We start from the raw sequence: 24,885 nt of genomic DNA, 5'->3' as shown, positions 1-24,885 counted from the left end.
GTGCCCGCCGCCGGCCGACCGCGCCGACGGCTTGGCCGGCCTTCATCTGGGCCGTCGCCACCACCTGTCACAACGCGTACGGCCGCCTACCGGCGGCCGGTGCGCGGGAGTTGGAGGACGCCATGCCGCACCGTTTCGAGCCGGGTCCGCAGCGCGAGCGAATCGCGGCGGCGCTCGCGGACTACGTTCGCGAGGGAGGGCCACTGTCGGTGGCGGACGGCTCCGGCGTGATCGGGGAGCTGGAGCAGCGGATCGAGAAGGTCCTGGGCCTGCCGGATCCGCTGTCGTTCTCCTCGGGCACCGCCGGATTGCACGCGGCCTACCTCGCGCTGGACATGCCGCCCGGCTCAGAGGTGATCGGGCCGGTCACCACGTTCCACGCCTCGCTGAGCCCGGCGCTGCACGCCGGACTCAACGCGGTGCTCGTCGACGTGGAGCCGGGCACCGGGAACCTGTGCCCGGCGGCCCTGGAGGCGGCAATCACCCCGCTGACCCGGTGCGTGACGGTGACGCACTACCTGGGGCACCCCGCCGCGATGGAGGAGATCACTCGGATCTGCCGCGAACGGGACCTGCACCTGATCGAGGACATCAGTCACGCCTACCTTTCAATGCTGCACGGGCAGCGGGTGGGGACGTTCGGCGACATCTGCGTCGGCAGCATGCAGGACAAGAAGTCCTGGCCCGCCGGTGAGGGCGGCCTGTTCAGCGCCGCGCGCCCGCAGTGGCGCGAGCGGGCGCTGCTGGCCGGCCACTACCGCGGCCGCGCCCTGCTGCTGAAGGACCCGGGGCTGGCGGCGTTCGGGGAGACCGGGCTCGGGCTGAAGATGCGGATGCACCCGCTGGCCGCGGTGGTGGGTTTGGCCAACGCAGAGGGCCTGGTGGAACGCCTGGCGGCCCGCCGCGCGCTGCTGGAGCGGCTGAGCCTGGGCCTTCAGGGCCTGTCGGGGGTGCGGGCACCGGTGGTGCGGGCCGGCGTCGGCATGGGGGGCTGGTTCTCCTACCGGCCGCAGATCCAGCCCGGCGAGCTGAAGCCGGGGGTGGACGTCGACGCCTACCTGCGACGGCTGCAGGACGCTGGGGTTCCGGCGCACTACCCGTCGGTCGGCTCGCTGGCCGGCATGCCACTGTTCGCGCATCCGGTCCCGCTGCGTGCGGCGGCCGGCACCTGGCGGCCGCGGCGGTGCGGGCCCTTCCGTGGCGAGAGCGCCTACAACGCGGGCCGGATCAGCGTGAGCGTCACCGGCGAGGACACCAAGGAGACGATCGACGCCTACGCCACCGCCTTCGCCGAGGCGTCGCAGGCCCTGGCCCGGCCGGTGGCGGCATGACCGCCCGGGCCGCCGTCCCCACGGCGCCCGCCGAGCCCGGCCGGACGGGCCTCGTACTTCCGGCGCGGCGCCAGCTGTTCGGCTGGTCGCGGGAGATGGCCGCGCAGCGCGGGGAGCTGGAGCGCGGGTGGACGGCGGCGCTCCAGGCCGGCGGCGCGATCAGCCCGCCGTCGGGTGTCGCGGCGGCGCAACATCTGGCAGACGGCGGCGGGTTCCGCCTTACGGCCGCACTGGAGAACCAACTTCCGGCAGCGGCGAGGGCGTTCTTCGACGACCGGGTGGTGCGCGAGGGCTGGGTGTATCTGCGGGGCTTCGGCTACTACGCGGCCGACGCGCAGATGTACCTGCCCGGCCGTGCTCCGGCGCCGGGCCGGAGGTTCGCCGCCGTCCAGCAGCGGTGGCCCCGGTACGCGGAGTTCGCCCGCCCGCTGGCGGAGCCCGCGGCGCGGGAACCGGCTGGGTGGTACGCGTGGTTGGCCTGGCTGGCGTTCCTGGAATCGGCGATGCAGGACGTGTGCACCGCGCGGTGGAGCGCCGCGGTCCTTGGCCACGGCGGGGCGGCCGGGGTGCTGGACGAGGTTCTGGAGGGGCTCGGCGCGCTGCTGGCCGAGGCGGCCTGGAACCGGTGGCAGCCGCAGGGTTGTCCGGCCGGTCCGTGCGAGCCGGCTACCTGGGCGGAGCGGGCCACCGCGTTGAGCTCCGATGCCCGGATCCCGGAGGTCCTGAGCGAGCTGGCGCGGGCGCTTCAGGGGCTCGAGGTCGCGGCGGACGCGGTGCGCGCCGTGCGCGAGGGCGACGTGCTGTGGCAGATCGCGGCGGTTGCCCAGACCCGTTGGCCGGCGCTGGCCGCAGCGCATCCGGGCGCGCCGGTGCTGCTGGTCAGCGAGGCGTTCGGCGCGATGGCCGCGGGCCCGGTGCTTGCCGGGATGCTGCCGGCCGGTCAGCGCGGCCGGGTCCGCCTCGCGCTCGCCCGGGGTTCGGTCCACGAGGAGGAGATGGCCCGGGTCTCGGGCACCGCGTGGCGCACCGGGCGCCTGGAGGCGGACGGGCAGGTGGTGGTGCACCTGGACGACAGCGTGTTCACCGGCCGCACTCACGCCGGACTGCGCAGGGCCCTGACCGGTGTCCCGGCCGCGGTGTACCTAGTGCCGCTGACGCTGGACGTGGGCACGCCCTTCAACCACCCGGAGGAGATCACCGCGCTCGGCCGCGGGGTCGGCGAGCACCTGGCCGGCCTGGAAGCTGCCGTGCGCGCCGTGGGCGGGGCGCTTCCGCCCGCGCCGAGCCTGTGGGCGCGCCGCAAGACTCCCACCCTGGCCCTCGGCGCCGCCGGCGGCGGTCCGGCGGACCGGTGGGAGGAGGCGTTCGCGCGGGTGGCGGGCGGCTCGGACCGGCTGCTGGCGCTGCTGTGGGACCGCTACGCCCCGGAGGTCCGCGATGCCTGACCGCCCGAGCCCGCACACCTCGGCCGAAGTGCCGGTAGACGAGCTGGTGTTCACCGCGGCGGCCGGCCGCCGGGCCCGCATGGTGTCCTGGCTGGCCTACCAGCAGATGGCCGCCGACGTGGCCGGGCAGATCCGCCGGGCCCACCCCGGGGCGGTGACGCTGGTGGGGATCTTGCAGGGCGGGTGGATCACCGCCCAGTCCCTGGCCGATCTCCTGCCCGGCTCGACGGTGCTGGCCGCCGCCGCCCGCCGCCGCGGCGAGCGCACTCACGGCCTGGAGCTGCTCGCCGCGGCCGACGGGCTCCTTGCCCCCGGTACGCCGCCGCCGGGGCAGCCGCTGATCGTGGTGGACGAGGTCGTCGACTCCGGCCGCACCGCCCGATTCTTCCTCGACCACCTCGCCCCGTATGAACCGCAGTTGGCGTGCCTGGCGGCCTCGGACACCGCGGACCCGGCGCCACACTTCACCGCCTGGTCCATGTCCGACCTGCCCGCACTGGTCCTGCCCTGGCGGGTCCTGCGCGACGCCGACCAGACCACCGGGTGCCTGCTGGCTGCCGGCCCCCTGACCACCGCCCAGCTCGACGAGAGGCTGCGTGACCTCGGCCATGACATCGACCCCGACCTCCTTGAGTCCCACCTCGACCATCTCGCCGCCCGCGACCGGCTCCACCGCGACGGGGGCCTCTGGCGCCTTCCCGGCGGGCCGGACGCTCCCTGATCCCGCGATCGTCAGCGGCGTCGAGCGTGTGGCCGCGTTCTACGACGCGGACCCCGAGCGGGAGTGGCAGCGCACCCGTTCCGGCCCCTACCACCGGCTGGAGACCGAGGTCATCCACCAGCAGGTCCTGGCCGGGCTGCGCCCGGGAAGCCGCATCCTCGACATCGGCTCGGGCCCGGGCGTCCACGCCCTTCAACTGGCCCGCCAAGGGCACATGGTCGCCCTGTCCGACCTGTCCGCGAACAGCCTGGACAGCGCCCGCGCCCGCTTCCGCCAGGCCGGTCTGGAAGGGCACCTTCTGGGCACACAGCACGGCCCGGCGCAGCACCTGACGCCGCCCCCGGGCCAGTTCGACGCGGTGCTGATGTTCGGCCCGCTCTACCACCTGCTCGACGACGCAGACGCCGTCGAGGCGGTGCGCCGGGCCGCGACCGCGCTGGCGCCGGGCGGCCGGCTCCACGCGATCTTCCTGACCCGCACCTCGGTACTGCGGGACCTGCTCAAGCGCGGACGCTTCACGGAGATGACCGCCCTGTCCGGCGGCGGATACCTCGACCACGGCCGCTACGAACCGCTGCCGGCGGTGTCGGCCGACGACTACATGCCGCCCACCCGCACCCACCGCCTCACCGAGGCCGAGGACCTGCTGGCCGCGGCCGGACTGGAGGTCACCGACCGGTACTCGCTGGAGGGCGTCGCGGCGTGGATGCGCCCCTACGTCGACCCGTGCGCCGCCGACCAGGCGGCGTTCACCGCGCTGAGCCGCGCGGTGCGGGAGACCACCCAGGTGAGCGAACTCCTCGAAGCGGGCGATCACTTCCTGCTGTCCGCCGCACCGGCCGGACTGCCGCGCCCTCGCCCCCGGTCCCGCACCGAGGCGGGACGGGCGGACGTCGTCGGGCGCCACCGCGGCGTGCTGGCCGGCGCCGACGGCCGCATCACCTTCGCCCCGGCCCTCATCCGCCACCGCGGCCGCCGCCTGCTGGCCGTGACCACCGGCCCGGCCGACGCCCGTACCTACATCCCCCGGCAGCTGCCCGGCCGCGCCCCCGAGCCCTGGTACACCGGTGGCCGCAACCGCATCGTCCTCACCGTCCTGTCCGAGCCAGTCGGGCCGGTGTCCCTGGACGGTGCCCGGCCGCTGCCGGTCCCGGACGGCTGCGACGACGTCACCGGCGTGAGCCTGGTCGTCCACCAGGAGTCGCTGCACGCCTACTTCAGCGCCCGGTCCGACGGCGGAACCTGGTCGATCCACCGCACCGTCAGCCGCGACGGCGGAACCACCTGGGCCGCCCCCAATCTCGCCCTCGCCCCCGCCGCCGAGGACGGGGCGACCGACGGCGAGCACGTGCTGCTGCCGGCCGTGCTGCACCGCGGCGGCGCCTGGTGGATGTGGTACGCCGGACGCGACGGCCACCACCGGCGCATCCACCTGGCCACCTCCACCGACGGAATCGTCTGGCAGCGCCACGGCGTCGTCGTCACCACCGGCCCGGCCGGAGCCCCGGACGCGTACGCCGCCGACTGCCCCGCCGTCGCCCCCGCCCCGGACGGCGGCCTGCTGATGATCTACGGCGCCGGCACCTCCCGCTCGCTGGCCGCCGCGCACTCCCGCGACGGCCTGACCTGGCGACCGCTGGGCACCGTCCTGCACCGCGGCGGCCCCGGCAGCCCGGACTCCCGCTACGCCTTCTACCCCGCGCTGCTGCCCGAGGGCGGCGGCCGGATCCGGCTGCTGTACGCGGGCGAGGACGACCAGGCGCGCTGGACGGTGCTGGACGCCGGACTGCTGGACGCCGCGCTTCTGGGCGAGCGTCCCGCTCCGCTGCCGCTGACCGACGAGATCGCCGCGGCCGTCGACCGCGTCCGCGACGAGGTTCCCGCCTCGTACTGGGACAGCCCGGAGGACTGCCACGCCCCCGCTCCCGCCTACGCCTCCCCCGACGGGACGCTCACCCAGCTGCGGCCGAGCAGCACGCCGGTGTTCGCCGCCCGCACGACCGCGGGCACGGTCGTGGTCAAGCCCGGTCGCGGCCGGGCCTTCGCCGAACGGGAGCACACCGGTCTGCAAGCCCTGGCCCGGCATCTGCCCGTGCCCGCCACCGCGCTGCACTACCGCGGCGAGGACGCGACGCTGGTCTCCCAGGCCGTGGACGGCTCCCCCCTGCGCGACCTGGCCGCCACCGACCCGGGGCGGTTCCTGTCGGTCCTGGGCGAGGTGGCCGCCCGGCTGGTCCACGGCGCCACCGCGACGCTGACCCCCCGCCGGGAGGACGACGTCGACCACTCGCTCCAGACGCCCGCGGTGCTGTCCGGCTGGGTGGAGGACCTCGCCCGCCGGCTGCGTCCCTGGGCGGATCACACGCTGCACCTCAACGGCGCGCCGACGCAGCTCAGCTGCCGCTCGCTCATCCACCTCGCGCGCCGCTCCCTCACCCCGCCCGCCCCGGGCGGCTGGCTGGTCCACGCCACCGGCGACCTCCACCTGGGCAACGTCCTCGTCCACCCGACCGAGCCGCGCTGGTGGGTGATCGACGCCGAGTTCGCCGGCCTGCACGACCTCGACCAGACGCTGGCCAAGCTGGCCGGCTCCTGCCTGAAACACACCGGCCTGCTCGCCGACGCCGCGGTCCGCGAACACCGCGGCGTCCTGGAGGTCACCTGCCCGCTGGCCGATCCGCTGGGCGGACAGCTCCTCGGCACGACCTGGCTGCTGGACCGGTTCGACGGCCTGCCCCTGGACCGGGCCCGGATCCTCGGCCTGCTCATGCCGGACTTGTACTTCCGCCTCACCCGCGACGAGAACGCCCCCACCGCCGCCGAGGGCCTGGCCGCCCTCGCGCTGGCCGCTCGGATGACCGGCCACGGAGCAGCCCAGTGAACCCCCACCCCCACCAGCCGACGCCGCCACTGCCCGCCGTCACCACCGTCCTGTTCGACATCGACAACACCCTGATCCCCACCCGCGCGATCTGGCAGCGCGCCCTGGACGCCGTCGCCGCCCGCCTCGCCGACACTCACCCCGGTGTGAGCGCGGCCGTCATCGCCTCCGCCTACCTGCACACCTCCGACCGACTGTGGAGCGACTACGACCGCGCCCTGGCCCCGCTCGGCTCGCACACCGCCGCCCGCCGCCACGTATGGGAAACCGCTCTGAGCGAGGCCGGGCTCGAACTGAGCGAACGGCAGCTGAACGCCCACGTCGAGGACTTCGCTCACCGGCAGATGCGCACGATCCGCCCTGTCCCCGCCACCGTCGACGCCTTCCGGCGCCTCGCGGAGGTCTACCAGCTCGGCGTCGTCACCAACGGCGACGCCGACCAGCAGCACGCCAAGCTCGAACAGGCCCGCCTCGACCCGTACTTCGAGACCGTGGTGTGCGCGCTGGGCAACGGCCACCGCAAGCCACACCCCGCGCCGTTCCACCGGGCCTGTGACGACCTGGCCGTCCGGCCCGAGCAGTGCCTGTACGTCGGCGACGAGTGGGACACCGACGTCGTTGGCGCCCGCGCCGCCGGTCTGCACCCGGTCTGGATCACCCCCACCGGGCAGCCCCCGCCCGGGTCGGCGCCGACCACCCGCTTCACCAGCCTCGCCTCCTGCCTGACCGTGCTGTGCGACCACGCCGCGCGCCGACCGATCCGCGAAACGGAGCCCACGTGACCACCACGGCTACCACTCTCCCGCCCCCGCCCCGGGCGAACACGGCCCACCCCGCCGACTCCACCCCGCCCGTCTCCGGGAGCGCCGTCGCCTGCGATCTGCTGGGCCTGGTCCGCATCCCCGCCGCCGAGCTGCACCTCGCGGCCAACGCCGGCCTGGACCCCGCCCTGCTGGACACCTTCCTCCCGGCCGCTGGCGGACTCCGGCCCGCGGCGGGCGCGCGCAACATCCGGCTCAGCCGGGGCCCGGCCTACTACCAGCCCCGTACGGCGCTGCCGTCCTGGGCGGCGCTGGGCGAAGCCCTCGGCCGCCTGGACCACCGGGCGCCGGGGCAGGCCCCAGCACTGCGGCACGCGCTGCTCGACAACCTCCACAACCTCGCCGCCGCCGGCGCCTACACCCTGTGGCACGGCCTCACCGACCGCCCCAGCCGCACCGACGATCCGCGCCCGGCCGCGCTGGAACGCCTGCTGGAGACCGCCACCTCCACCGCCGCCGCGCTGCACGGCCACCCCACCGCCGCTCCGTTCGCCCCGCACCCCGACGACCTCGCACTGCTGCACGCCCACGAGGCGGGCTGGCGGACTTTCCGGGAGCTCGACAACCCGGTCAAGATCGGCAACGAGCTGCGCTTCCTCGCCGAACACGTACTGGCACCCCGGCCCGACATCACCGCCGTCCTCGCCCCGCTGTACGGGTCGCTGTCCCTCGCGCTGGCCGCCCAGACCGTCCTTCCCGCCCTGCTCGGCCGACCGGTCGACGTGCACCTGGTCCGCCTTGGGTTCCACGACCAGGGCAACGTCGCCTACCTCGGTGCCGGCGGCACCGTCCGCCACCGCGCCACCGCACCCCGCGCCTACCGCGACCGCCTGACCGCCGCGGCCCGCGACACGACCGTGCTGGTCATCGACGACAACGTGGGCTACGGCGACACGCTACGCGCCAGCCGCCAACTGATCGAGCAGCTCGGCGGTCGGGCCGTCACCCGCAGCGTCGAATCCGCCTGGACCCTCTACCACCGCTCAGGCCGGCACGACATCGCCGACGCCGCCGACCTGCCGAGCCTGCGCCCCAACCTGCACCACAGCATCCAGACCCGCCTGACCGGACACCTGCTGTGCGGCGACACCGCCGCCTACCTGAGCGACGGTGCCCACCGTACGGCGGGCACGCTGCACCGGCAGATGGCCGCCAGCTTCGACCTCGCGGTGAGCACCGGCACCTGGACCACCGCCCAACTGGCCTCCATGCGGGCCGAACTCGTGCACGTCGCCTCCTGGAACGAACCGCCCGTCCCCCGCCCTGCCGCGCTCGCCGCCGCCTGAACCCGGAGGCGCCCACATGCCCACCACCCCCACCCCGGTGACCGCCGCGGCCACCCTGCCCACTGCCGCTCACGCCGGGCCGACCGGCCCGTGGCGGGTGAACGTCGACGTCCGCCACGGCACGGTCACCTCCCTCCCCGGCCTGCCGCCGGGACAGCTGCTCGCCGACCTCCTCGACGACGACGTGCCCACCGCCGTCATCGACCTCGACCGCTCCACCGGCACCAGCACCAGCACCGCGCTGCTGGAGACAGCCGTGCGCCACCACCCCGGCCGGCTGTGGGCCGGCGGCCGTCTGGCCCCGCGCGACCCGGCCGTCCGCCGCCTCCTGGACGCCGGCGCCGCCGGTGTCCTGCTCGGCTCCACCGGCCTACTCCCCGACGGCCGCCTCGACCCGCACGCCTGGCCGGACTTCACCACCCTCGCCGACGCCGGACAACTGATGCTGTCCCTCGACGCCGTGGACGGGCGGATCGTCACCGACGGCTTCACCCGCACCACCAGCGTGACGCTCACCGACGCCCTGGACGCCCTCCTCGACGCCACCGGCGGCACCCAGCCCGTCCTGATCACCGACGCCCGCGCGGCGACCCACCGCACCCCGCCCCCCTGGCAGGTCCTCGACCGCCTCACGGGCCGCCACCCGCGCGCCCACCTGTGGTACGCCGGCGGCCTGTCCGGCTGGGCCGACCTGACGCGCCTCTGGCACGCCGGCTGGGGCGCCGTCGTCGGCCACGCCTACCTCACCGCTCCCCGCGGCTTGCCCGACCCTGAAGGCCGCCTCCACCGCACCCCGCCCACGGAGAACCCGACATGACCCAGCCCGCCCCCGCGCCCGCCCCGACGCCCCACGGTGACCCGTGGTGGATCAGCAACTACCGCGGCACCGGCTACCTGGAGCGCTACGGCAGCCACGACGGCGCCACCACCCGACGCGACGTCGCCTTCCTCACCGCCCGCCTCGCCCTGAAGACCCATCACACGATCCTCGACCTGTGCTGCGCCTTCGCCCGGCACACGGCCGAGCTGACCCGCCGCGGCTACACCCACACCACCGGCGTCGACCTGTCCCAGGACCTCCTCGACCACGCCGCCGCCACCACCGCGGCGGACGGCGAGCGGATCAACCTGCTGCACGCCGACGTCCGCAGCCTTCCCCTAGGAGACCGCTGAAAATCTTGTCGAGGGGTTGTGCGGCCGCAGGCCGGACGGCCCCTTTCGCTATGCGGTGGCCGGGGCGAGATGCCAGATGTTGTTGGTGTGGGTGAGTCCGAGGGTGATCAGTCGGCGGAGGTTGAGAGCGGCGGCGCGGTGGTGGAGCCAGATGTTGTTGGCGATGACGCCCCGGTAAGGGACCCGGCGGTTGCCCTTGGCGACGAGCCAGGCGATGGCGCGTTCGACGGGTGGCCGCCATCGGCGGTACTCGTCCTGCCAGACGGTGTCGGTGGCGGCCTGGGCCCGGGCGGCGGCCAGCAGTTCGTACTGGGGGTGGACGTTGAGGGTGCGTCCGGTTTTGGAGGTGGTGCAACGCGTCCGAAGAGGGCAGCCCGTGCAGACACGCTTGAACTGGGCGGTGCGGGCGCCGTCCGCCTTGATCTGGCCAAGGCCGGCGGTGTGTCCCGCAGGGCAGGTCGCGGTGCCGGCGGCCAGTTCGATCCGGAAGTCGTCGATGGTGAAGCCGCCGGGGACTGCCTGCCGCAGCGGCGGCGGCTTGATCACCAGGGTGTGGCCGTCGGCCTGCAGTTGTGCGCGCAGATCGCCGGTTCCGTAGGCAGAATCGCCGAGCACGGTTAACGCCGTGCCCTCTTCCTCGTCGGCCAGCAGACCGCAGGCGACGGCGGCCTCGTGGTTGTCGGGGCCATAGCCGCTGGTCAGGGCGACGGCGGTGAACAGGCCTGCCTCCGGCTCGAAAGACGCATGCCCTTTGAAGCCGTCCTGGTGACGGCTGCGGTTCTTGTGGATGTGCCGTGCGTCGGGGTCAACGGTGGACACCGTCCGGTCGGCCACTGTGCGCTTGGCGATGCGCCAGCGTCCGTCGCGCCCGTCGGAGTCCTCGGCGGGTTCCACGTCCTGCCCGGCGACCAGGGCCAGCAGGCCGACCGCGTTCGCCGCCTTCTCGCCCAGGTTCTGCTCAGGCAGGTGTCCGAGCAGGTTGAGGGCGTCGGTGACCAGCGCGTCGACCAGCGCGGCGCGGGCCGTCTCGTCGTCCCAGGCGATCCTCGGTTTGCCCGGGTCGCTGTAGTCATGCGCCTGGCAGTGCTCCGCGGCCACTTCCCCGGCGCCGGGGACCTCGCGGATCACCCGGCGGACCGCGGAGATGATCTGGGTGACGGTGTCCTGGGTGGCCACCGCGTCATCGAGCACCGTGGAGTCCAGCGCGCGCCGCTGCTTGCCCTTGAGCACGCCGGTCGCGGCCACGACTTCCTTGACCTTGGTGAAGATCCGCATCGGGTCGGCCGAATGACGCAGGCGGCGCCGGAAGTACGTCAGCAGCGACGGATCAAACGCGGTGTCGTACAGCCCGAGCCCGCACGCGGCCTTCCACCGCAGGTCACACCGCAGTTCCTGGACCGTCTCGAAGTCCGACAGCCCCTGAAGGCTCTGCAGCACCACCGTCGCGGCCAGCACCTGCGGCGGCAGACTCGGACGGCCGTTGGACGACGGATACATGTCCGCGAACATCCCCAGCGGGAACAGCACCTCGCGATGTTCCGCCAGGAACGCGAACGCACTGCCGGCCGGAATCAACTCCCGGCACGTTTCCCACACATCCGGCCCGACCATCTCCCCGGCCCATTCCCCCTGCATGCCTACAAGATTGGCCCCGACTCCACCGAGCCGGGGCCAGAACCCGAGATTTTCAGCAATCTTCTAGACGACGGCTGCGCCGACGCCGTCCTGCTCCTGTTCAACTCCTTCGGCTTCCTCGACACCACCGACGAGGACCTCGGCGTCCTCCGCGAAGCCTTCCGCGTCCTGCGCCCCGGCGGCCGCATGGCCATGGACCACTTCACCCCGCACCCCGACACCACCGGCATAGAAACTCGCACCGTCCGCAGCGACCACGCCGAAACCACCCAGCACGTCACCTGGGCCCCCGCCACGCGCAGACTCAACCGGCACACCACCACCGCCTACGACGACGGCACCACCGACACCAGCCACAGCTCGGTCCGCCTCTACACCCCCGCCGAACTGACCGAACTGCTGCACGCGGCCGGCTTCGTCGTCGACGAGCAGTTCGGCGGCTACGACGCCCGCCCCCTCACCGCCGACAGCAGCCGCCACCTCGTCACCGCGCACCGCCCCTGAACCGCCGCACGCCCAGGACGGCCGTGCGGCGCCAGAAAACAAGGCCGGGCCCGGCCGCTTTCCGCGACCGGGCCCGGCGTCGTTTCCGGGAGGGAGCGTACTCAGATCAGGCGGACCGGGAGCCCGTACCGCTTGGCGAGCTCGGCCTTGATCTCCCCGACCGGGACGGTGCGCTCCATGCGCGGCGAGTACAGCAGCGAGCTGACGATCGCCGCTGACGCACCCGCTTCGGTGAACGCCGCCGCCGCGTGCTCGGCTGAACCGGCGCCGCCCGAGGCGATCACCGGCAGGTTGACCGCCTCGGCGATCCGGCGGGTGATCTCCAGGTCGTAGCCCTCGTGCGTGCCGTCCTGGTCGATGGAGTTGACGCAGATCTCCCCCGCGCCGAGCTCCTCGCCCCGGCGCGCCCACACGATGGCGTCCATACCGGTGGCCTGCCGGGCCCCGTCGATGAACACCTCGTACCCGCTGGGAATCTCGGCCGTGACCGGGACGCGCTTGACCTGCATGGACTGCACGATGCACTGGCGGCCGAACTCGGCCGACCCCTCGGTGATGATCGAGGGATTGCGCACCGCCATCGAGTCCAGACTGATCTTCTCCGCACCGGCGGCCAGCACCGCGTGCATGTCATCCAGCGACCGGATCCCGCCGCCCACCGTCAGCGGCACGAACACCGTCTCGGCGACCTTGCGGATCGTGGCCAGGTCCGCCTGGCGGCGCTGCGCGCTGGCGAGGATGTCGTAGAAGATGATCTCGTCGATGCCGTCCGCGTATACCGACGCAGCGACCTCGGCGGCGTCACCGACGTCGATGTTGTCCTCAAAGCGGCGGGCCTTGGTGACCCTGCCTTCGATGATGTCGAAGCAGGCGATCAGCCGGGTGGTCAGCCCCGTCGTCGTGCTCAGACCGGGCACAGTTCCTCCTGCGGGGTCTTGGCAAACCGCTCGAGGAGATCCAGCCCCAGCGGGCCAGACTTCTCGGTGTGGAACTGGGTGGCCATGATGTTGCCGCGCGCGACGGCAGAGGTGAACGGCAGGCCGTACTCCGTGGTCGCCGCGATGTCCCCAGCGTCTGCGGGGTCGGCGTAATAGCTGTTCACGAAGTAGAAGTGACCCGCTTCCGGCAGGCCGGCCAGGAAGGGATGGGTCGAGGTGCGGTGTACCTGGTTCCACCCCATCTGCGGCACCCGCACGTCGGCACCGTCGAACGCGCGCACTGTCCCGGGCAGCCAGCCCAGACACGTCGCATCCTGCTCCTCACTGGTCTCGAAGAGGACCTGGAGGCCCACGCAGATACCCAGGAACGGCGTGAGGCCCTCAATAACCCGGGCGTGAAGTGCCTCGGGCCATCCGGCCTCGGACAGGTAGGTCATCGTGGTCCCGGCTGATCCGACACCCGGAAGGATGATCCGGTCGATGCCATCCAGTTCCGATGGCGAGGTGAGCAGACGGTTCGGCACACCGAGGAAGTTCAGCGCGTGAACCACGCTCTGGCTGTTTCCGGTGCGGTAGTCGATCACGCCGACCACGGGTCGGTCGTCCTGCATGAACGCCTCAATCTAAGGGCCGCCGAAGGCGCCCCGGTTGAAGTAGCTGGCCGCCGTCACATAGACGGCAAAGGTCACTGTGAGTCTATCGGCGGCCACCAGCCGATGCTGCTTGTTCCGCCCAGGCTCTGCGAGTCAGGACGAAGAACTGTTCTCTTCACCACGCCGACCGGAGCCATCGAGGGAGCAGGCGACGTTGCCGACCAGTGGACGGCCAGTCAACCGGCTGCGCCGTGCTCAGTCTCCGGCACCGGGGGCAGCCAGTACACGCCATTGTCGGAGAAGGACGTGTGGATCGGCACCTCTGCCCCCGCCGCCCGCACCGCCAGCCCTCGCGTCATCGACGGCCACGGCACCCTCTACCACCGCACCCCCATCGCCGAGAACGCCGACACCGACTCCACCCGCTGTACCGGTCCGCTCAACCCGTACGCGGCCTCCAAGTTCGAGCTCGACCAGCAGATGCGCACCCGCCATGCCGCCGGTCTCGACTGGATCGGGCTGCGCTACACCAACGTCTTCGGTCTCGACGAGTCCGACAAGGGCCCCATGGCCTCGATCCTGTCTCAGCTCCTGCGCCAAGCCGCGGGCACCGGGCACATCCGCGTCTTCGCTGACTCCCTCACCGCCGCCCGCGACTACGTCTCCGTCGAGTCCGTCACCACAACCATCCTCCACCTCGCCACCACCCGGCTCCCAGTGTCCGCCGCGGTCTACAACCTCGGCACCAGCTGCGCCGTCTCCTTCGCCGAGATCGCCCAGTGGTGCGCCCGGCTACACCGCGAAGCCACTAGCCAACCGCTGCACGTCGAACTCGTCCCGAATCCCGTGCCCAGCGCCTATCAGTACTTCACCTGCGCGGACATGACCGCACTCGACAAGGCTCTGTCCGACAGGCCGACCGAGCCAGACGCCAGCGTCCAAGCGCGCGCCGCCGAGCTGTTCACGACATTTCGCAGCCGTGCGACAGGGTGAACCTGCCCTGCCAGGCTCGCCTGGGGCCGCTCAACCGCAGCGCCGGAAAGCCGTGTTCCTTGATCGAGACGGCACCCTGACCGAACCCCGCCACTATCCCGCCCGCCCTGACGACCTGGTTCTCCAACCGGACGTCGGCGCGCAACTACGCGCCCTCCAACACGCGGGCTGGGCTCTTATCGTCGTTACCAACCAGAGCGGAGTGGCACGCGGGTTCTTCACCATGACCACCATGGACGCCATGCACGAACGGCTCCGCGCGCTCCTCATCCGCTACGGAGTTCGCCTGGACGGCATCTACGCCTGCCCCCACCATCCCGATGGCACGGTGCCCAGCCACCGCAGGCGCTGCCCGTGCCGGAAGCCTGCGCCCGGCCTGTTCCACCAGGCCGACCATGACCTCCACCTCGACCTCACTCAATCGTGGACTGTCGGCGACTCGCCCTGCGATATTGAGGCAGGCCGAGTGGCCGGAACGCGCACCGCACTCGTCGGTAGACACCCGTACAGCAATGAATCCCGGGGCCTTCACTGCGAGACGACGACCGAGGCACTTCATGTCGTGCTTGGAGCAGACGACAGGGCGAAGTAGGCGGGCGGGAGTCCCACCGTTGGCGCCCGGGCCCCCTTTCGGAGGCGAACCACGCCGCCAGCGCGTACGGTGCGCGACTGGTACTTCCCCGGCCGCACGGCGGGCTTGGAGGAGTCCGTCGCTGCCGGCGCCTCAGCGTCCGCCGGGGCGGCCACGGAATCGCGTCCGTGCTTTTTCAGTGATGCTGGCATCACTGAGGAAAGGTCTCGCTCGAGTCCAGTGCTCGCGCAGCCCAGTTCGCTATCGAGGCGGCTTTCCATTCGGCGGAACGACCGAACCCCCTGCCTTCAGTGAGATGCCATCCAGCAGCCTTCGAGCTTCTTCCGGCAGCTACGAGCTCTTCGGAGGGAGGGGCGGGTATCCCTCCGAGCGTAGAAAGGCATCCAGAACCCAGGTGACCAAGTTCCCGGGAGTGGACTCACTGTCGTTCTCGACGCAGTACCTAGCCAGTCTTTGCTTGAGATCCAACACTTCCGGCACTGCGTAGTTGAGCTGTTCCCTTGGAACTCTGCTACGGCTCAAGAGGTCAGCGGTCTCGGGGTGAATCTTCAACCCCCCTTCGAGAGAACCCGCTTCCTCTTGCACTCGAATCAGCGCTACGAGCTCTTCGGCGCGCCGGAGGAGCGGGGACCTTTGTTCCATCTTGCAGTCCTTCTCTCTACACACCTATAACTAGCAACCTAGCTATAGAAACGGCTAGGGGCCTAGCCGTACGACTAGGCGTAAGCATAGCGATGGAACGACAGGAGCGCCCCTCATCGCGCAAGTGTCGGTGAGGGGCGCTCCTGAAGCGGGAGCACCTAGTACTGCATGACACGCAGCCATCGATCCACGGCCACGGTCACGATGTCCCCAACGGGGACCTTCGTGAGCCGGTTCATCACCCTGTACATGGCCAGCCTCTGGCCAAGCTGGAGAGCTGACGGCGTTTGCCACTTCAGCTGCTCTCGGTCAATGAATCGCTCTTGAAGGGCATCTTCCGCCTGCGCCACGTCCTCAGGCGTCCCCGGACCCACGTAGGTGTTCCACGGGGGGAGCATCTCGTCGGGCGTGGGCTTCCCGCCCCGAAGGAACCAGTCGACAGCGACCGCTACGAGGTCCGCCGGAGGGATGTGGTTTATCCCCGACACAACCTTGAGCACCTCGATGCGGTAGGGGATCTCCAGCTTCTTCGGGACCGAGGCGTTGAGAGTCTCCCGCGTCATGAAGCGCTGGTTCAGTACCTCTTCCGCACGTGGAACGTTGCTTGACGGTGGCACCGCATGGTGGTCCCACATCGCAGCATTGAACGAGACGGCTTGTGCACGGTTCGCGAAAGCCGCGACAACCAGGTCTCCATGGCTGACCGTAGGCGCAGAAGCTGAAACCGTCTGGGCTGCATCCGCTGGTGGCTCGGAGCCCTCGGATGGCCCAGACCCGCCGGTCTGCGCAGGGACTGTGTCCTTGGCAGCCCCCTGAGACCCGTCCTCCTGCGTCGTCGGCGCCCGCTTCGTGGTGCCTGCCGTCATGTCGGGGTGGGGCTCCACAACAGGCTCGACCTTCTTCGGAAGGTGCGAGGCGGGTACCGCAGTGCCCGGTGGCTCGGCCGTCACCGCCGGTTTCTGGTGAAACGGCCGCGGCGCCTCTCGCCGCACTCGCGTTCCCGACGCCGGAGAAGCGGCTGCTGATCCATCAGCGGCAACTTCCGACTTCGCTGTCGACGGGCTCTTTCGCTGGCTGGCAGCCCGCTTGGCTCGGAGGGCACCAATGCCGCCCCCCGGTACCTCCGTCTCTGGGGCTTCCGATTCCTGCTCAGCGGCCATAGTTGTCAACCGCCTTCGCAACAGCGTGCATTTCCTCAACGAAGGACGCGGTCCGTGCCGAAGGGGGGCTCGCGCAGATCGGAGTCCTGGTGCGTCGATTCGGGATCCAGCTGTAGTTGCTGACAGCCGGCCCAACCTGCGCCTTGTACTTCAGCGCCAAACGCTCGAGCTCGTCGAGAGCCCAAGCCGCAGGGCTGCGTCCAATCTTGTAGGGAATCAGCAGGAGCGGGTAGTCCGTGAGGGTACGCAGCAGCCCCTCCAGAGCCCGCAACTCGTCGTCACCGAGCACTACTGGAACCACTGTTACGCGAGCAGCCGCCATCGCACCGTAGGTGGACTCACTGCCGCCAGGGTGGGTGTCGACAACAAGGCGGCGTTCGAGGTCCGCGGCCCAGCGGATCAGCGACTCCGCCACGAGCTGTGCCTTGGGCTGGTTCCGCTCGAAGTCCGTGTGACCAGGGATCAGGTCCGGCTTGCGCCCGCCTCCGGAAAGCGGCTTCGGTGTCCGCCCCGTCCGAAACGCCTCCAGTAGTGGTGCCTTCTGGCGCGTCTCTTCCAGGTATCCCCAGGCACGGGTGACACCGCCCCAGTCCCACTCGAAGTCCGTCAGAACGGCCTGGAGGATGGCCGCCAACTCCTTGGCCGTACGGCTCTTCCCGACTCCGCCCTTGAAGCCAGCCACCGCGATGACGTCAGGTTCCTGAACGGGCGGCACGTAGGGAGCCGAGTTGGCTGCCGCTACACCTGCAGCCAGATCAGCAAGCGCTTCGTTCGTCACGTCTGCCCACCCCCGGTCAGGCGGTTATCGTAGGTGCTCACGACTCTTCTGCTCCTTGCGCTGGTTGAGGGTCGGCTTAGTTGACGCCCATCGGGGGCCACTTCCCCGGTGGGCGTCTTTTGTTGTCCGGCCGACAGAACGCCGACCGCACCGCGTCCATCTTGCCCGAAACGTCACACCCTTCGGATGCGTGGAGCGCGCTGTACGTGACTCTAGAGCAACCAGTGGAGCTGAAGTGGCACTCTGGAGGTCTCGCTTCCGTCTGCGTTCCCCAGCTGTGGGCCCTCGGCGAGCCGCACAGGTACGACCAGTGAGACATCTGGGTGAGCCGCCACCCTCGCCGGTGCCCCAGGCGCACACCTCTCGAGGTCGGGTAACCGCACCCTTTGGGCTGACCCAACCAATGGCCGGAGGCCGAGGCCTGCATCACCGAGCGGGTCCGTACACGTCGTGTACGGGAGACGCTACCAAGGGCGTGGTCGCCTACGGTCCCGCCGGGCCGTTGGAGTGAAGCGCAATTCGAGGTGCCGCAAGGTCCGGAGCGGCGCGGCAGACGGACAGACGAATATCGATAAGTAGACAACATGAGTGCGCAAAGGTGTCATCTAGTGTCGGGCGCCTGCTGGTCAAGCCCGTCCAGCACGGGTATGGAGCGTGGGAGAGCAGTGAACCTGCCGTACCAACGGCGCGTATCCCACAAGTTCGTCCAGCACTCGAAACCGCGAATGGTGACCCACCATCAGCCCCGGTAAGACAGACACACCGTGGGGGTGAATGCGCAGCGGTCTCGCAAACACGTCGTGTATGTTCAAGCCAGGTAGACAGGCCGCAGAACAGGCGGACCTGAAGCATGCCTTCGGCGCGTCCGAGGCCAAGACTGTCGTGAGGGGTATAGATGGGCAGGCCCACGTCTCGTCGCCTCTTGTCAGGTACCCGAGTCAGTGAACTCACGGGGCTGCACGGGGTAACCCTCGGCAAGCTCGTGAGTGAAGGGTTCCTCGAACGGGATCCCGGCTCGCTCAAGTACACCGGCATCGAGCTGGTGGTCGCCCAGGCTCTGGCCCAGCTCCAGACCCGAGCATCGAAGCCGGAGGCGGAGCGCGACCGCAGGGTCATCACGGTGATTCGCCAGGCAATGGCAGCAGGCCACATCGGTGACGCTACCGACGTTGTTGTCGCTGACGATTTCGTACAACTCGCCCACACCCAGGGAGAGCGACTCGATGCGACCGCCGGCCTTCGCGACTACCGCGTCCTCGGGGTGGGTGCCTGGATCGCCGAGTTCAAGCGTCGGGAGCCAGAAGCGTTCGACGTTGACGCCTTGATACCAGCTGCGTAGCCACCGAAGCCAAGGCAGCAGGCCCACTCCCGGGGGCCGAAGCTGATCTTGAGAAGTTCGCGTAGTACCGCCCTTCCGACATGGCGGAGCTACGGGCTCAAATGCTTGGGGCGGGCCCTCCCGAGGCCCGCCCCTACACACATGGGTGGGGTTTCCCCACCAGAAGGGAGCGTTCAGAGAACAGAAACCAAATCACTCGCCGTCGGCCCTCGACCTCGCCAGTCCAGCCGAACGGTTCGCTCAGTACGCCCTCATTGCTCCAGGAGCCACCTTAACCGTGACAGCCACGATTTCACTAGCGGACGCTGAGAGCTTCACTCCCACGGGACCGCCAAACGCAACATTTCGACCAAAAGGTGAAGATCATCTGGGGAACCCAGATGCGGTCCTCGCCTTCGCTCAGGCCCTGTCAGGGACCGGCCGTGGATTCTCCATTAATCCGGACAATACATCTGGGAAGTGGGCGAGTCTCGAGACGCTTGTTGGGAGCAGGACTGCGTTCGCCGTACGCCCACACCCCCGCTTCCTAGTCGTCGACCTGGACGTTGCGGGACTGGACCCCGAAGCCGCTCACCTCCGGCGTTCCGCCTTCGAACGGCTGCGCTGGGCTGCAGACATGGCGGACATTCAGCATGTCCTCGTACTCTCCGGCAGACCAGGGCACAAGCACCTCATCTTGCTCTTCGGGGCCAGCGCCCCATCGGTTCGGGCCGCGGTCGAACGCCAGTGTCGTCACGCCGGTTTGGACATCCGAGCCAAAGGGGTTCGCCCCCCGCTGTCACCTCACCGCTCAGGCTTCCCCTCGACGGTCGCCGGCAGTCGCGAAAGCGCCTTCTCTGTTCTCAGGTCTGGATCACCTGGTCGATCCCAGCTGGCTGCCTTGGCCCGGCATCTGGGCCTAGCAACACTTTCACAGCGCATGGAACGCGTTCTGCGTGAGGGGCACGCGGCAGGCGGGTACGAGAGCCCATCCAACGGTCGCATGGCATTTGCCCTCGCGGCAGTTGGCGCTGGCTATGGCCGTGAATATCTCAAGACAGCCCTCCAGGACCCAACCAACGCCCTCGGAGAAACTTTCCGCGCCAGGATGCCTCGCTGGCAGGACGCAGAGGTCGAGCGACTATGGAGCCTGGCCTTGTCGCGTTCGGATACGTGGGGAGCTCCCCGCATCCGAACGCGGAAGGAGGCTTTGGCCCGCGTTTCTCAGTGGATCGCATCACTTGATTCAGAAGCATGGAGAGGTGTTGCGGGCGGGACCGACAAAGCCGTTTGCGAGGCACTCGGCCGCATCGCCTACAGCCAGGGCGGGGTCGATTTTGCCGCTGGTCTCTCAGTTATCGCCATTGCGGCTGGAGTGTGCGAGGCCACCGCCAGGGCATCGCTGAAACGCATCAAAAGCCGAGGGTTTCTGAGACTCATCGAGACGCACACTGCCACCACTGCTGCCAGATACCGCCTGGAGATGCCGACTTTCTTCTCAGGAACCTCTGACGCTCAATCACTTGAGCCCCCTTGTGGAATCGACACCTCCACGGGAGTACCAACCGGTCTTTCCGATCACGTGGACCTGGGGAGTGACGCTGCTCGCTGGAGAGCGATCGGCAAGCCGGCCATGCTGGCGTGGCGTGTTCTTGATGGCGTCCACGCGGCGCCTGTGGCCTCTATCGCTGCAGCACTCCAGGTTTCGCAGACGGCAGCTCGGCTGCGCTTGCGCAAGTTGCAGCAGCATGGGCTGGCAGAGGTTGTCAATGGACTATGGATCCGCGCCTTCGGTGACCTCGACGTCCTCGCAGCCAAGTTCGGCACTAAGGGAGATCGGGCCCGGCAGGTACAGCGGCTCCTGCAGCATCGAGAAAATCGTCGCACTCTTCGTGAACTCTGGAGTTCCGCCTTCCGATTCTTTGTGCAGCGTGCGCGTACAGAAGGCCCTCCGGAGTCAGAAGCTGATCCACTTCCCGAATGGATCAGTCGGAACGTTCCTCAAAAGGTCATCTCCTCATGGCAGCTAAAAATTCACGTTCGTCAGGGGTAAGTGTCTGTTAGTCAGTAAATACACACACAAAATTTAAGATGATCTGTTGCATGTCTAGCTCGTTGGCCCTAGCCATCGGGCTCGAAGTGCTGCCCGAACTCAGTCCTTTACTCTCGTACCTTGCGCCCACCTTGGCCAGCAACTAGTGAAACTCGATCTGCACCCGTCCCACAGCAACCTCATCATCGAGGTCTAACCCCGAGATGGATAAGGAAAGGTTCTGACTTAGACCCCACCAGTAGCCCCGCGGGGGCGGGGGCGTGAAATAGGGATTGAAGTTGGAACCAGGAGCCTCTTTAGGGAAAGCGACGTTCTTCTTTCTGAGGGATATCTGTCCCTGAAATGGAGTGCCGCAGCCGTGGGGTTTGCTATGGGTACTTCGCGTGAAACGACGCCCATGAAGACGTGGCTCTACTGGTGGCGGCCTACGTAGCGGGAGCTTGCTCGGATGGGTGCTGTACAGGCGAGTGTGACGGCCAACCAGATTGCGCAGCTGAGGGCCAGGGTCGCGGCCACCGGGATCTGCCCGCCGAGGAGTACGACCAGGACCGCCGCGTTCATCAGGCCGGCTGTGGTCCCGGCTTCGTTGCGCGTCTGGTTGTGGCCGGTCAGGCGGGTTGTGATGGCGCCGATCAGTGCGGCGCCTCCGAGTAGTGCGGGGGAGAGGAAGGTGATGGCCGCCAGGACGCTCCACCACGGAGCGGGGGTCCACCACATGAGGTACACGCTGATGATGCCTGTGGCGGTGAAGGCTGCGAGGACGTTGCCGCCCGGTTCGGTGTCCGGCTTGGCGGGCGGTACGCACAGCATCCTCAGGCCGAGGCCGGCGGCTGCGGCCATGCTCGCGACCGCCCACCCGGAGATGTCGGTGAACAGGGACAGCTGTGCCCACAGTCCGGCTGTCCCGGCCAGGGTTGCTGCCCAGGCGCCGCTTGTTGCTGGGGCAGGCCGCGCCGGGGTGGCCGCAGGTAGGCCCGTGTCGCTGGCCGGGCGCGGGCCGGCCGGAGTGGTGGGGCAGGCCGGGGGAGTGGCGATCCATGAGGGGCGCCGCATCGCTGTCTGCGTCTCTGCGTTCCACACTTCGGTTGCCGTAGCGGACCGGGGCCGGATGGCGAGTGCGGCCAGGCGCTGCTCGGCCTCCGCGGCGAGAGGCCGGCTAGCCGGGTCGGCGCGCAGCAGCTGCAGCACCAGTTCCTCGAGGTCTGCGGGGACGTCGGGGCGTGTGCGGCGTACGGGCGCCGGTCGTGCGCCTTCGGTCCAGGCAGTGCCCGGGCCGAATGGCGGCTGGCCGGTGAGCAGTTCGTACAGCACACAGCCGAGGCCGTAGAGGTCACTTCGTCCGTCGGCCGTCTCTCCCCGCAGCTGTTCGGGCGCCATGTAGGAGGGGGTGCCCACCACGGTGCCGGGCAGGGTGAGCGTCTCGTTGCTGGTGCTGAGGTGGGCGATGCCGAAGTCGACGAGTGTGACCACGCCTTGCGAGGAGAGGATCACGTTCGACGGCTTGATGTCCCGGTGGACCACTCCTGCGGTGTGTGCATCCCGCAGCCCTCGCAGGATCTGCCGGCCCCACGACACCACGTTCGCGACGTCGGCCAGGCCGTGGGCGAGCACCGAGTTGAGGGGAGCGCCCTCGAGCAGTTCCATCACCAGGAAGCCGACCCGAGCGCCGTCGAGCATGCCCTCGCCGGCGTCGTGCACGGTCACCACGTGCGCGCTGCGGAGCCGTCCGGCAGCCAGTGCTTCTCGTTCGAACCGTGCGCGTTCTGCCTGGGGTGCGCAGGAGAGGTCGACGACCTTGAGGGCGACCTCTCGGCCCAGGCGGGCGTCGACGGCCCGGTGGACGACGCCCATTCCGCCTGTCCCGAGGACCTCGCGCAGCTCGTAGCGGCCGACCAGCTGCTTGTCCTTCACCATCACGTTCACCTTCCCGGCGACAGCGGTCCCGCGGCGTGGCCGGCGCGGTGACACGAGCCGCCGCGGGGGATGCCTGCACGGCGGCGGCAGCTCCCGACCGCGCGCCGGCGCCCCTTCTTCTGGGGCGCCCGGGCGGGGCCGGACTGTCTCCGCCGCGTCAGTGTTCCAGATAGCCCTCTGCCGCTGGTGCTACGTCTTCCACCGGGGTTCGGCCAGGCACTGGCTGTTGCGCCAACGGTGCGGCCGTCACAGCCTGGCGCCTTCCTTGCGGGCTCGGCCGCGTAGGAGCGGGGGAGAGGGATCAGGGCCGGGGTGGCGGTACGCCCGTCAGCTGTGTGCGGGGAGAGAATGCCCAAGAGGCGCTGCGCGGTGAGCTGCTGGTCTGCTCGCCGGTGTCCGAGCGAGGTGAGGAGTTGCGGTGTCGTATGAATGGCCGTGGACGGTGCGCCACGTCTACAGCGATGCGGATCGTGGGCTGCGGCCCTACCTTCGGTCGATGCACGGGATGCTGGAGCACTACCGCAGTGCCGGCCTGATCCGCGAGCACCTGGACCTGCCGGTCTCGACGGCCGGCGATCTCGTCGGGGCCCTGTCCGGGCCGGGCCCCGACGAGTTGCTGATCGCCGATCTTCACGGAGATGTGGGGCCGGAGGGGGCATGGCTGGGCCCCAGCAGTACCGGCACCTTCGTCCTCCTGGACAGTCTTCCGGCGCGTTCCTGGTCGGCGTCGGCCGTCATCCTGACCAACTGCTACGGGGCGCGCGAGCAGTTCCTCCGTGCTCTGGGCCGTCTGAGCACCGTTCCGGTGGCGGTGGCCGGTCACTTCGAGGTGGCCGCCAAGCGGGACACGACCCCTGTTGCGCTGGGCAAGGCGCTCTTGCAGCACAGTGACGCCGGAGACGCGGGCGGCGCCTTTAGTGCCATGGAGGTGGCGGGGCACAACCTGCGGCTGAGTTCGGCCAAGGCATGGGTCCCTGACCTGATCGAACCCGCGGATGTGGTGAGAGCGGCGTAGCGACCGGCGCGGGGACCCCGCGGAGCGGCACCCGCCCGTGAGGGACCCGTACGCCTGCAGATGCCTGCTCGCGGCCGGAGGATTGCCCTGGTGCGCCGGGGGTGCGCCCGCGCTGTTCTTCTACGGCGGAGGTGGGGTCGCTGTCGTCGCCGGCAGAGCGACAGGGCCGAGCGGAAGTGATCCGCTCGGCCCCGTCGGTGCGTGGGGGGTCAGGCTTCGTCGCGCAGTGCTCCGGGCCATCCGCCGCGCAGGCCGCTGAGTTGGGCTGCGGCGCGCACCGTGGCGGTGACGTAGGCCTCGGGGATCTCACCGAGCTCGGCCTTCTTGAGCAAGAGGACCGAGGCGGTGATGGTGTCGTCCCAGAAGACGGGGGCTGCGCAGCTGTGCCACTGGGCCATGCATTCCTGGTAGCCGAGTGCGTAGCCGCGGTCGCGGATCGTCTGCAGGGAGGAGAGGAGCTCGGCGTCGTCCCTGATGACGCCGGGGCCTACGTGCGGGGGGATCTCCTGCTCGATGACACGCCGCACGAGGCTGTCGCCGAGGTAGGCCAGGATGGTGCGCCCCGAGGCGCCGGTGCGCAGGGAGCGGGTGACGGACAGGACGGCGGCGGTGGTCATGTTGAGCTCTTCGAGGTCGGACTCGCCGACGCCCATTTCGACGCACTGGCGGCCGGGTACCTCTCCCGTGGCGCGGGTGTAGAGGAACGTCAGCCCGTTGTCGGTCTTCTCGTGCAGGCTCGTCAGGACTGCTTTGACCTTGTCGGTCGGCATCTGGGCGCTGTAGGCGTCGTCGATGGCGTTGAAGCCGATGGCCGCGCTGCCCTGTCCGAGTTGCCAGCGGCCGCGGGTCTTGCCCGGGGCGCGGCGGAAGATGCCTTCGTACACGCCGGCCGCGAGGATGCGGCTGACGGTGGCGTCGTTGAGGCCGGCGGCCCGGGCTATCTCGCCTGTGCCGTGGTCGCCAGGGCCGAGATCCTTGAAGGCGAGCTGGACCTGGAAGACCCGCTCGGAAGCGGTAACTCCGCGCACCACGCTGCTCTGTTCAGCCATAGACCATGCTCCCTGTGGGGGTGTGCTCCTCCCGCCGGAGCAC

Annotated in this window: 22 protein-coding genes; 14 read left to right on the top strand and 8 right to left on the bottom strand. The window is 70.1% G+C overall.

From position 1 onward, the window contains the following. Nucleotides 1-122: 122 nt before the first annotated feature. The 8 genes from OG413_RS44045 to OG413_RS44010 are packed head-to-tail and all read left to right on the top strand — an operon-like array spanning nt 123 to nt 9,658. Nucleotides 123-1,331, top strand: coding sequence for a DegT/DnrJ/EryC1/StrS aminotransferase family protein (locus OG413_RS44045; RefSeq protein ID WP_266815649.1), 1,209 nt, complete (start codon nt 123-125; stop codon nt 1,329-1,331). Continuing rightward, a complete protein-coding gene (locus tag OG413_RS44040; RefSeq protein ID WP_266815648.1) occupies nt 1,328-2,776 on the top strand; it encodes a hypothetical protein in 1,449 nt (482 codons plus the stop codon). Before OG413_RS44045 ends, OG413_RS44040 begins: the two co-directional genes overlap by 4 nt. Beyond that, on the top strand, nt 2,769-3,497 hold the full coding sequence (locus OG413_RS44035) for a phosphoribosyltransferase (RefSeq protein ID WP_266815647.1): 729 nt from the start codon (nt 2,769-2,771) through the stop codon (nt 3,495-3,497). The genes OG413_RS44040 and OG413_RS44035 overlap by 8 nt, the downstream gene beginning before the upstream one ends. After that, entirely contained in the window at nt 3,406-6,378 is a 2,973-nt protein-coding gene (locus tag OG413_RS44030; RefSeq protein ID WP_266815646.1) for a methyltransferase domain-containing protein, read from the top strand. The genes OG413_RS44035 and OG413_RS44030 overlap by 92 nt, the downstream gene beginning before the upstream one ends. Beyond that, nucleotides 6,375-7,160, top strand: a complete 786-nt coding sequence (locus OG413_RS44025; protein ID WP_266815645.1) for an HAD family hydrolase — start codon at nt 6,375-6,377, stop codon at nt 7,158-7,160. The genes OG413_RS44030 and OG413_RS44025 overlap by 4 nt, the downstream gene beginning before the upstream one ends. Continuing rightward, complete coding sequence (locus tag OG413_RS44020; protein ID WP_266815644.1) at nt 7,157-8,485, top strand: hypothetical protein; 1,329 nt, start codon at nt 7,157-7,159, stop codon at nt 8,483-8,485. The genes OG413_RS44025 and OG413_RS44020 overlap by 4 nt, the downstream gene beginning before the upstream one ends. Before the next feature lie 16 nt (nt 8,486-8,501). Continuing rightward, nucleotides 8,502-9,302: a HisA/HisF-related TIM barrel protein gene (locus OG413_RS44015; RefSeq protein WP_266815643.1), complete on the top strand. Its 801-nt coding sequence runs from the start codon at nt 8,502-8,504 to the stop codon at nt 9,300-9,302. Further along, a complete protein-coding gene (locus OG413_RS44010; RefSeq protein ID WP_266815642.1) occupies nt 9,299-9,658 on the top strand; it encodes a class I SAM-dependent methyltransferase in 360 nt (119 codons plus the stop codon). Before OG413_RS44015 ends, OG413_RS44010 begins: the two co-directional genes overlap by 4 nt. 48 nt (nt 9,659-9,706) lie before the next feature. On the opposite strand, the gene OG413_RS44005 is transcribed toward OG413_RS44010, so the two are convergent. Beyond that, a complete protein-coding gene (locus OG413_RS44005) occupies nt 9,707-11,293 on the bottom strand; it encodes an IS1182 family transposase (protein WP_266815641.1) in 1,587 nt (528 codons plus the stop codon). Nucleotides 11,294-11,356: 63 nt separating this feature from the next. Next, nucleotides 11,357-11,494, bottom strand: a complete 138-nt coding sequence (locus OG413_RS44000) for a hypothetical protein (RefSeq protein ID WP_266815640.1) — start codon at nt 11,492-11,494, stop codon at nt 11,357-11,359. Between OG413_RS44000 and OG413_RS43995 the strand changes: the two genes are divergently transcribed. Next, nucleotides 11,480-11,797, top strand: coding sequence for a hypothetical protein (locus tag OG413_RS43995; RefSeq protein ID WP_266815639.1), 318 nt, complete (start codon nt 11,480-11,482; stop codon nt 11,795-11,797). The genes OG413_RS44000 and OG413_RS43995 overlap by 15 nt on opposite strands. A 101-nt stretch (nt 11,798-11,898) precedes the next feature. On the opposite strand, the gene hisF is transcribed toward OG413_RS43995, so the two are convergent. Together hisF and hisH are read right to left on the bottom strand one after the other, a co-directional pair. Next, nucleotides 11,899-12,714 carry an imidazole glycerol phosphate synthase subunit HisF gene (gene hisF / locus OG413_RS43990; RefSeq protein ID WP_266815638.1) on the bottom strand — a complete coding sequence of 272 codons (816 nt, stop codon included), beginning with the start codon at nt 12,712-12,714 and terminating at the stop codon, nt 11,899-11,901. Next, nucleotides 12,702-13,346 carry an imidazole glycerol phosphate synthase subunit HisH gene (gene hisH / locus OG413_RS43985; RefSeq protein WP_266815637.1) on the bottom strand — a complete coding sequence of 215 codons (645 nt, stop codon included), beginning with the start codon at nt 13,344-13,346 and terminating at the stop codon, nt 12,702-12,704. Before hisH ends, hisF begins: the two co-directional genes overlap by 13 nt. Nucleotides 13,347-13,619: 273 nt before the next feature. Between hisH and OG413_RS43980 the strand changes: the two genes are divergently transcribed. Both OG413_RS43980 and OG413_RS43975 read left to right on the top strand, forming a co-directional pair. Beyond that, nucleotides 13,620-14,321, top strand: a complete 702-nt coding sequence (locus tag OG413_RS43980) for an NAD-dependent epimerase/dehydratase family protein (protein ID WP_266815636.1) — start codon at nt 13,620-13,622, stop codon at nt 14,319-14,321. Between the two features lie 52 nt (nt 14,322-14,373). Further along, nucleotides 14,374-14,913, top strand: a complete 540-nt coding sequence (locus OG413_RS43975; RefSeq protein ID WP_266815635.1) for an HAD family hydrolase — start codon at nt 14,374-14,376, stop codon at nt 14,911-14,913. 800 nt (nt 14,914-15,713) lie between these two features. On the opposite strand, the gene OG413_RS43970 is transcribed toward OG413_RS43975, so the two are convergent. Beyond that, the gene (locus tag OG413_RS43970) at nt 15,714-16,118 is read right to left on the bottom strand and encodes a hypothetical protein (protein WP_266815634.1); all 405 of its coding nucleotides are present in this window, start codon (nt 16,116-16,118) and stop codon (nt 15,714-15,716) included. A 586-nt stretch (nt 16,119-16,704) separates the two neighbouring features. Beyond that, nucleotides 16,705-17,493 carry a ParA family protein gene (locus tag OG413_RS43965; protein ID WP_266815633.1) on the bottom strand — a complete coding sequence of 263 codons (789 nt, stop codon included), beginning with the start codon at nt 17,491-17,493 and terminating at the stop codon, nt 16,705-16,707. Between the two features lie 922 nt (nt 17,494-18,415). Here OG413_RS43965 and OG413_RS43960 point away from each other — a divergent pair. Next, on the top strand, nt 18,416-18,832 hold the full coding sequence (locus OG413_RS43960; protein WP_266815632.1) for a hypothetical protein: 417 nt from the start codon (nt 18,416-18,418) through the stop codon (nt 18,830-18,832). A gap of 982 nt (nt 18,833-19,814) precedes the next feature. Then, the gene (locus OG413_RS43955; protein ID WP_266815631.1) at nt 19,815-20,864 is read left to right on the top strand and encodes a hypothetical protein; all 1,050 of its coding nucleotides are present in this window, start codon (nt 19,815-19,817) and stop codon (nt 20,862-20,864) included. 411 nt (nt 20,865-21,275) lie between these two features. Here the strand turns inward: OG413_RS43955 and OG413_RS43950 are convergent, their stop codons facing one another. Continuing rightward, entirely contained in the window at nt 21,276-22,778 is a 1,503-nt protein-coding gene (locus OG413_RS43950; RefSeq protein ID WP_266815630.1) for a serine/threonine-protein kinase, read from the bottom strand. Nucleotides 22,779-23,196: 418 nt separating this feature from the next. Here OG413_RS43950 and OG413_RS43945 point away from each other — a divergent pair, with 418 nt between their 5' ends. Next, complete coding sequence (locus OG413_RS43945) at nt 23,197-23,793, top strand: hypothetical protein (RefSeq protein WP_266815629.1); 597 nt, start codon at nt 23,197-23,199, stop codon at nt 23,791-23,793. Nucleotides 23,794-24,002: 209 nt separating this feature from the next. Here the strand turns inward: OG413_RS43945 and OG413_RS43940 are convergent, their stop codons facing one another. Beyond that, a complete protein-coding gene (locus OG413_RS43940; protein WP_266815628.1) occupies nt 24,003-24,842 on the bottom strand; it encodes an IclR family transcriptional regulator C-terminal domain-containing protein in 840 nt (279 codons plus the stop codon). Between the last annotated feature and the right edge of the window lie 43 nt (nt 24,843-24,885).

Source organism: Streptomyces sp. NBC_01433 (genome assembly GCF_026340105.1).
Classification (GTDB): domain Bacteria; phylum Actinomycetota; class Actinomycetes; order Streptomycetales; family Streptomycetaceae; genus Streptomyces.
Note: the sequence above shows the minus strand (reverse complement) of the source record. Positions and strands in the feature narration are given on the sequence as shown.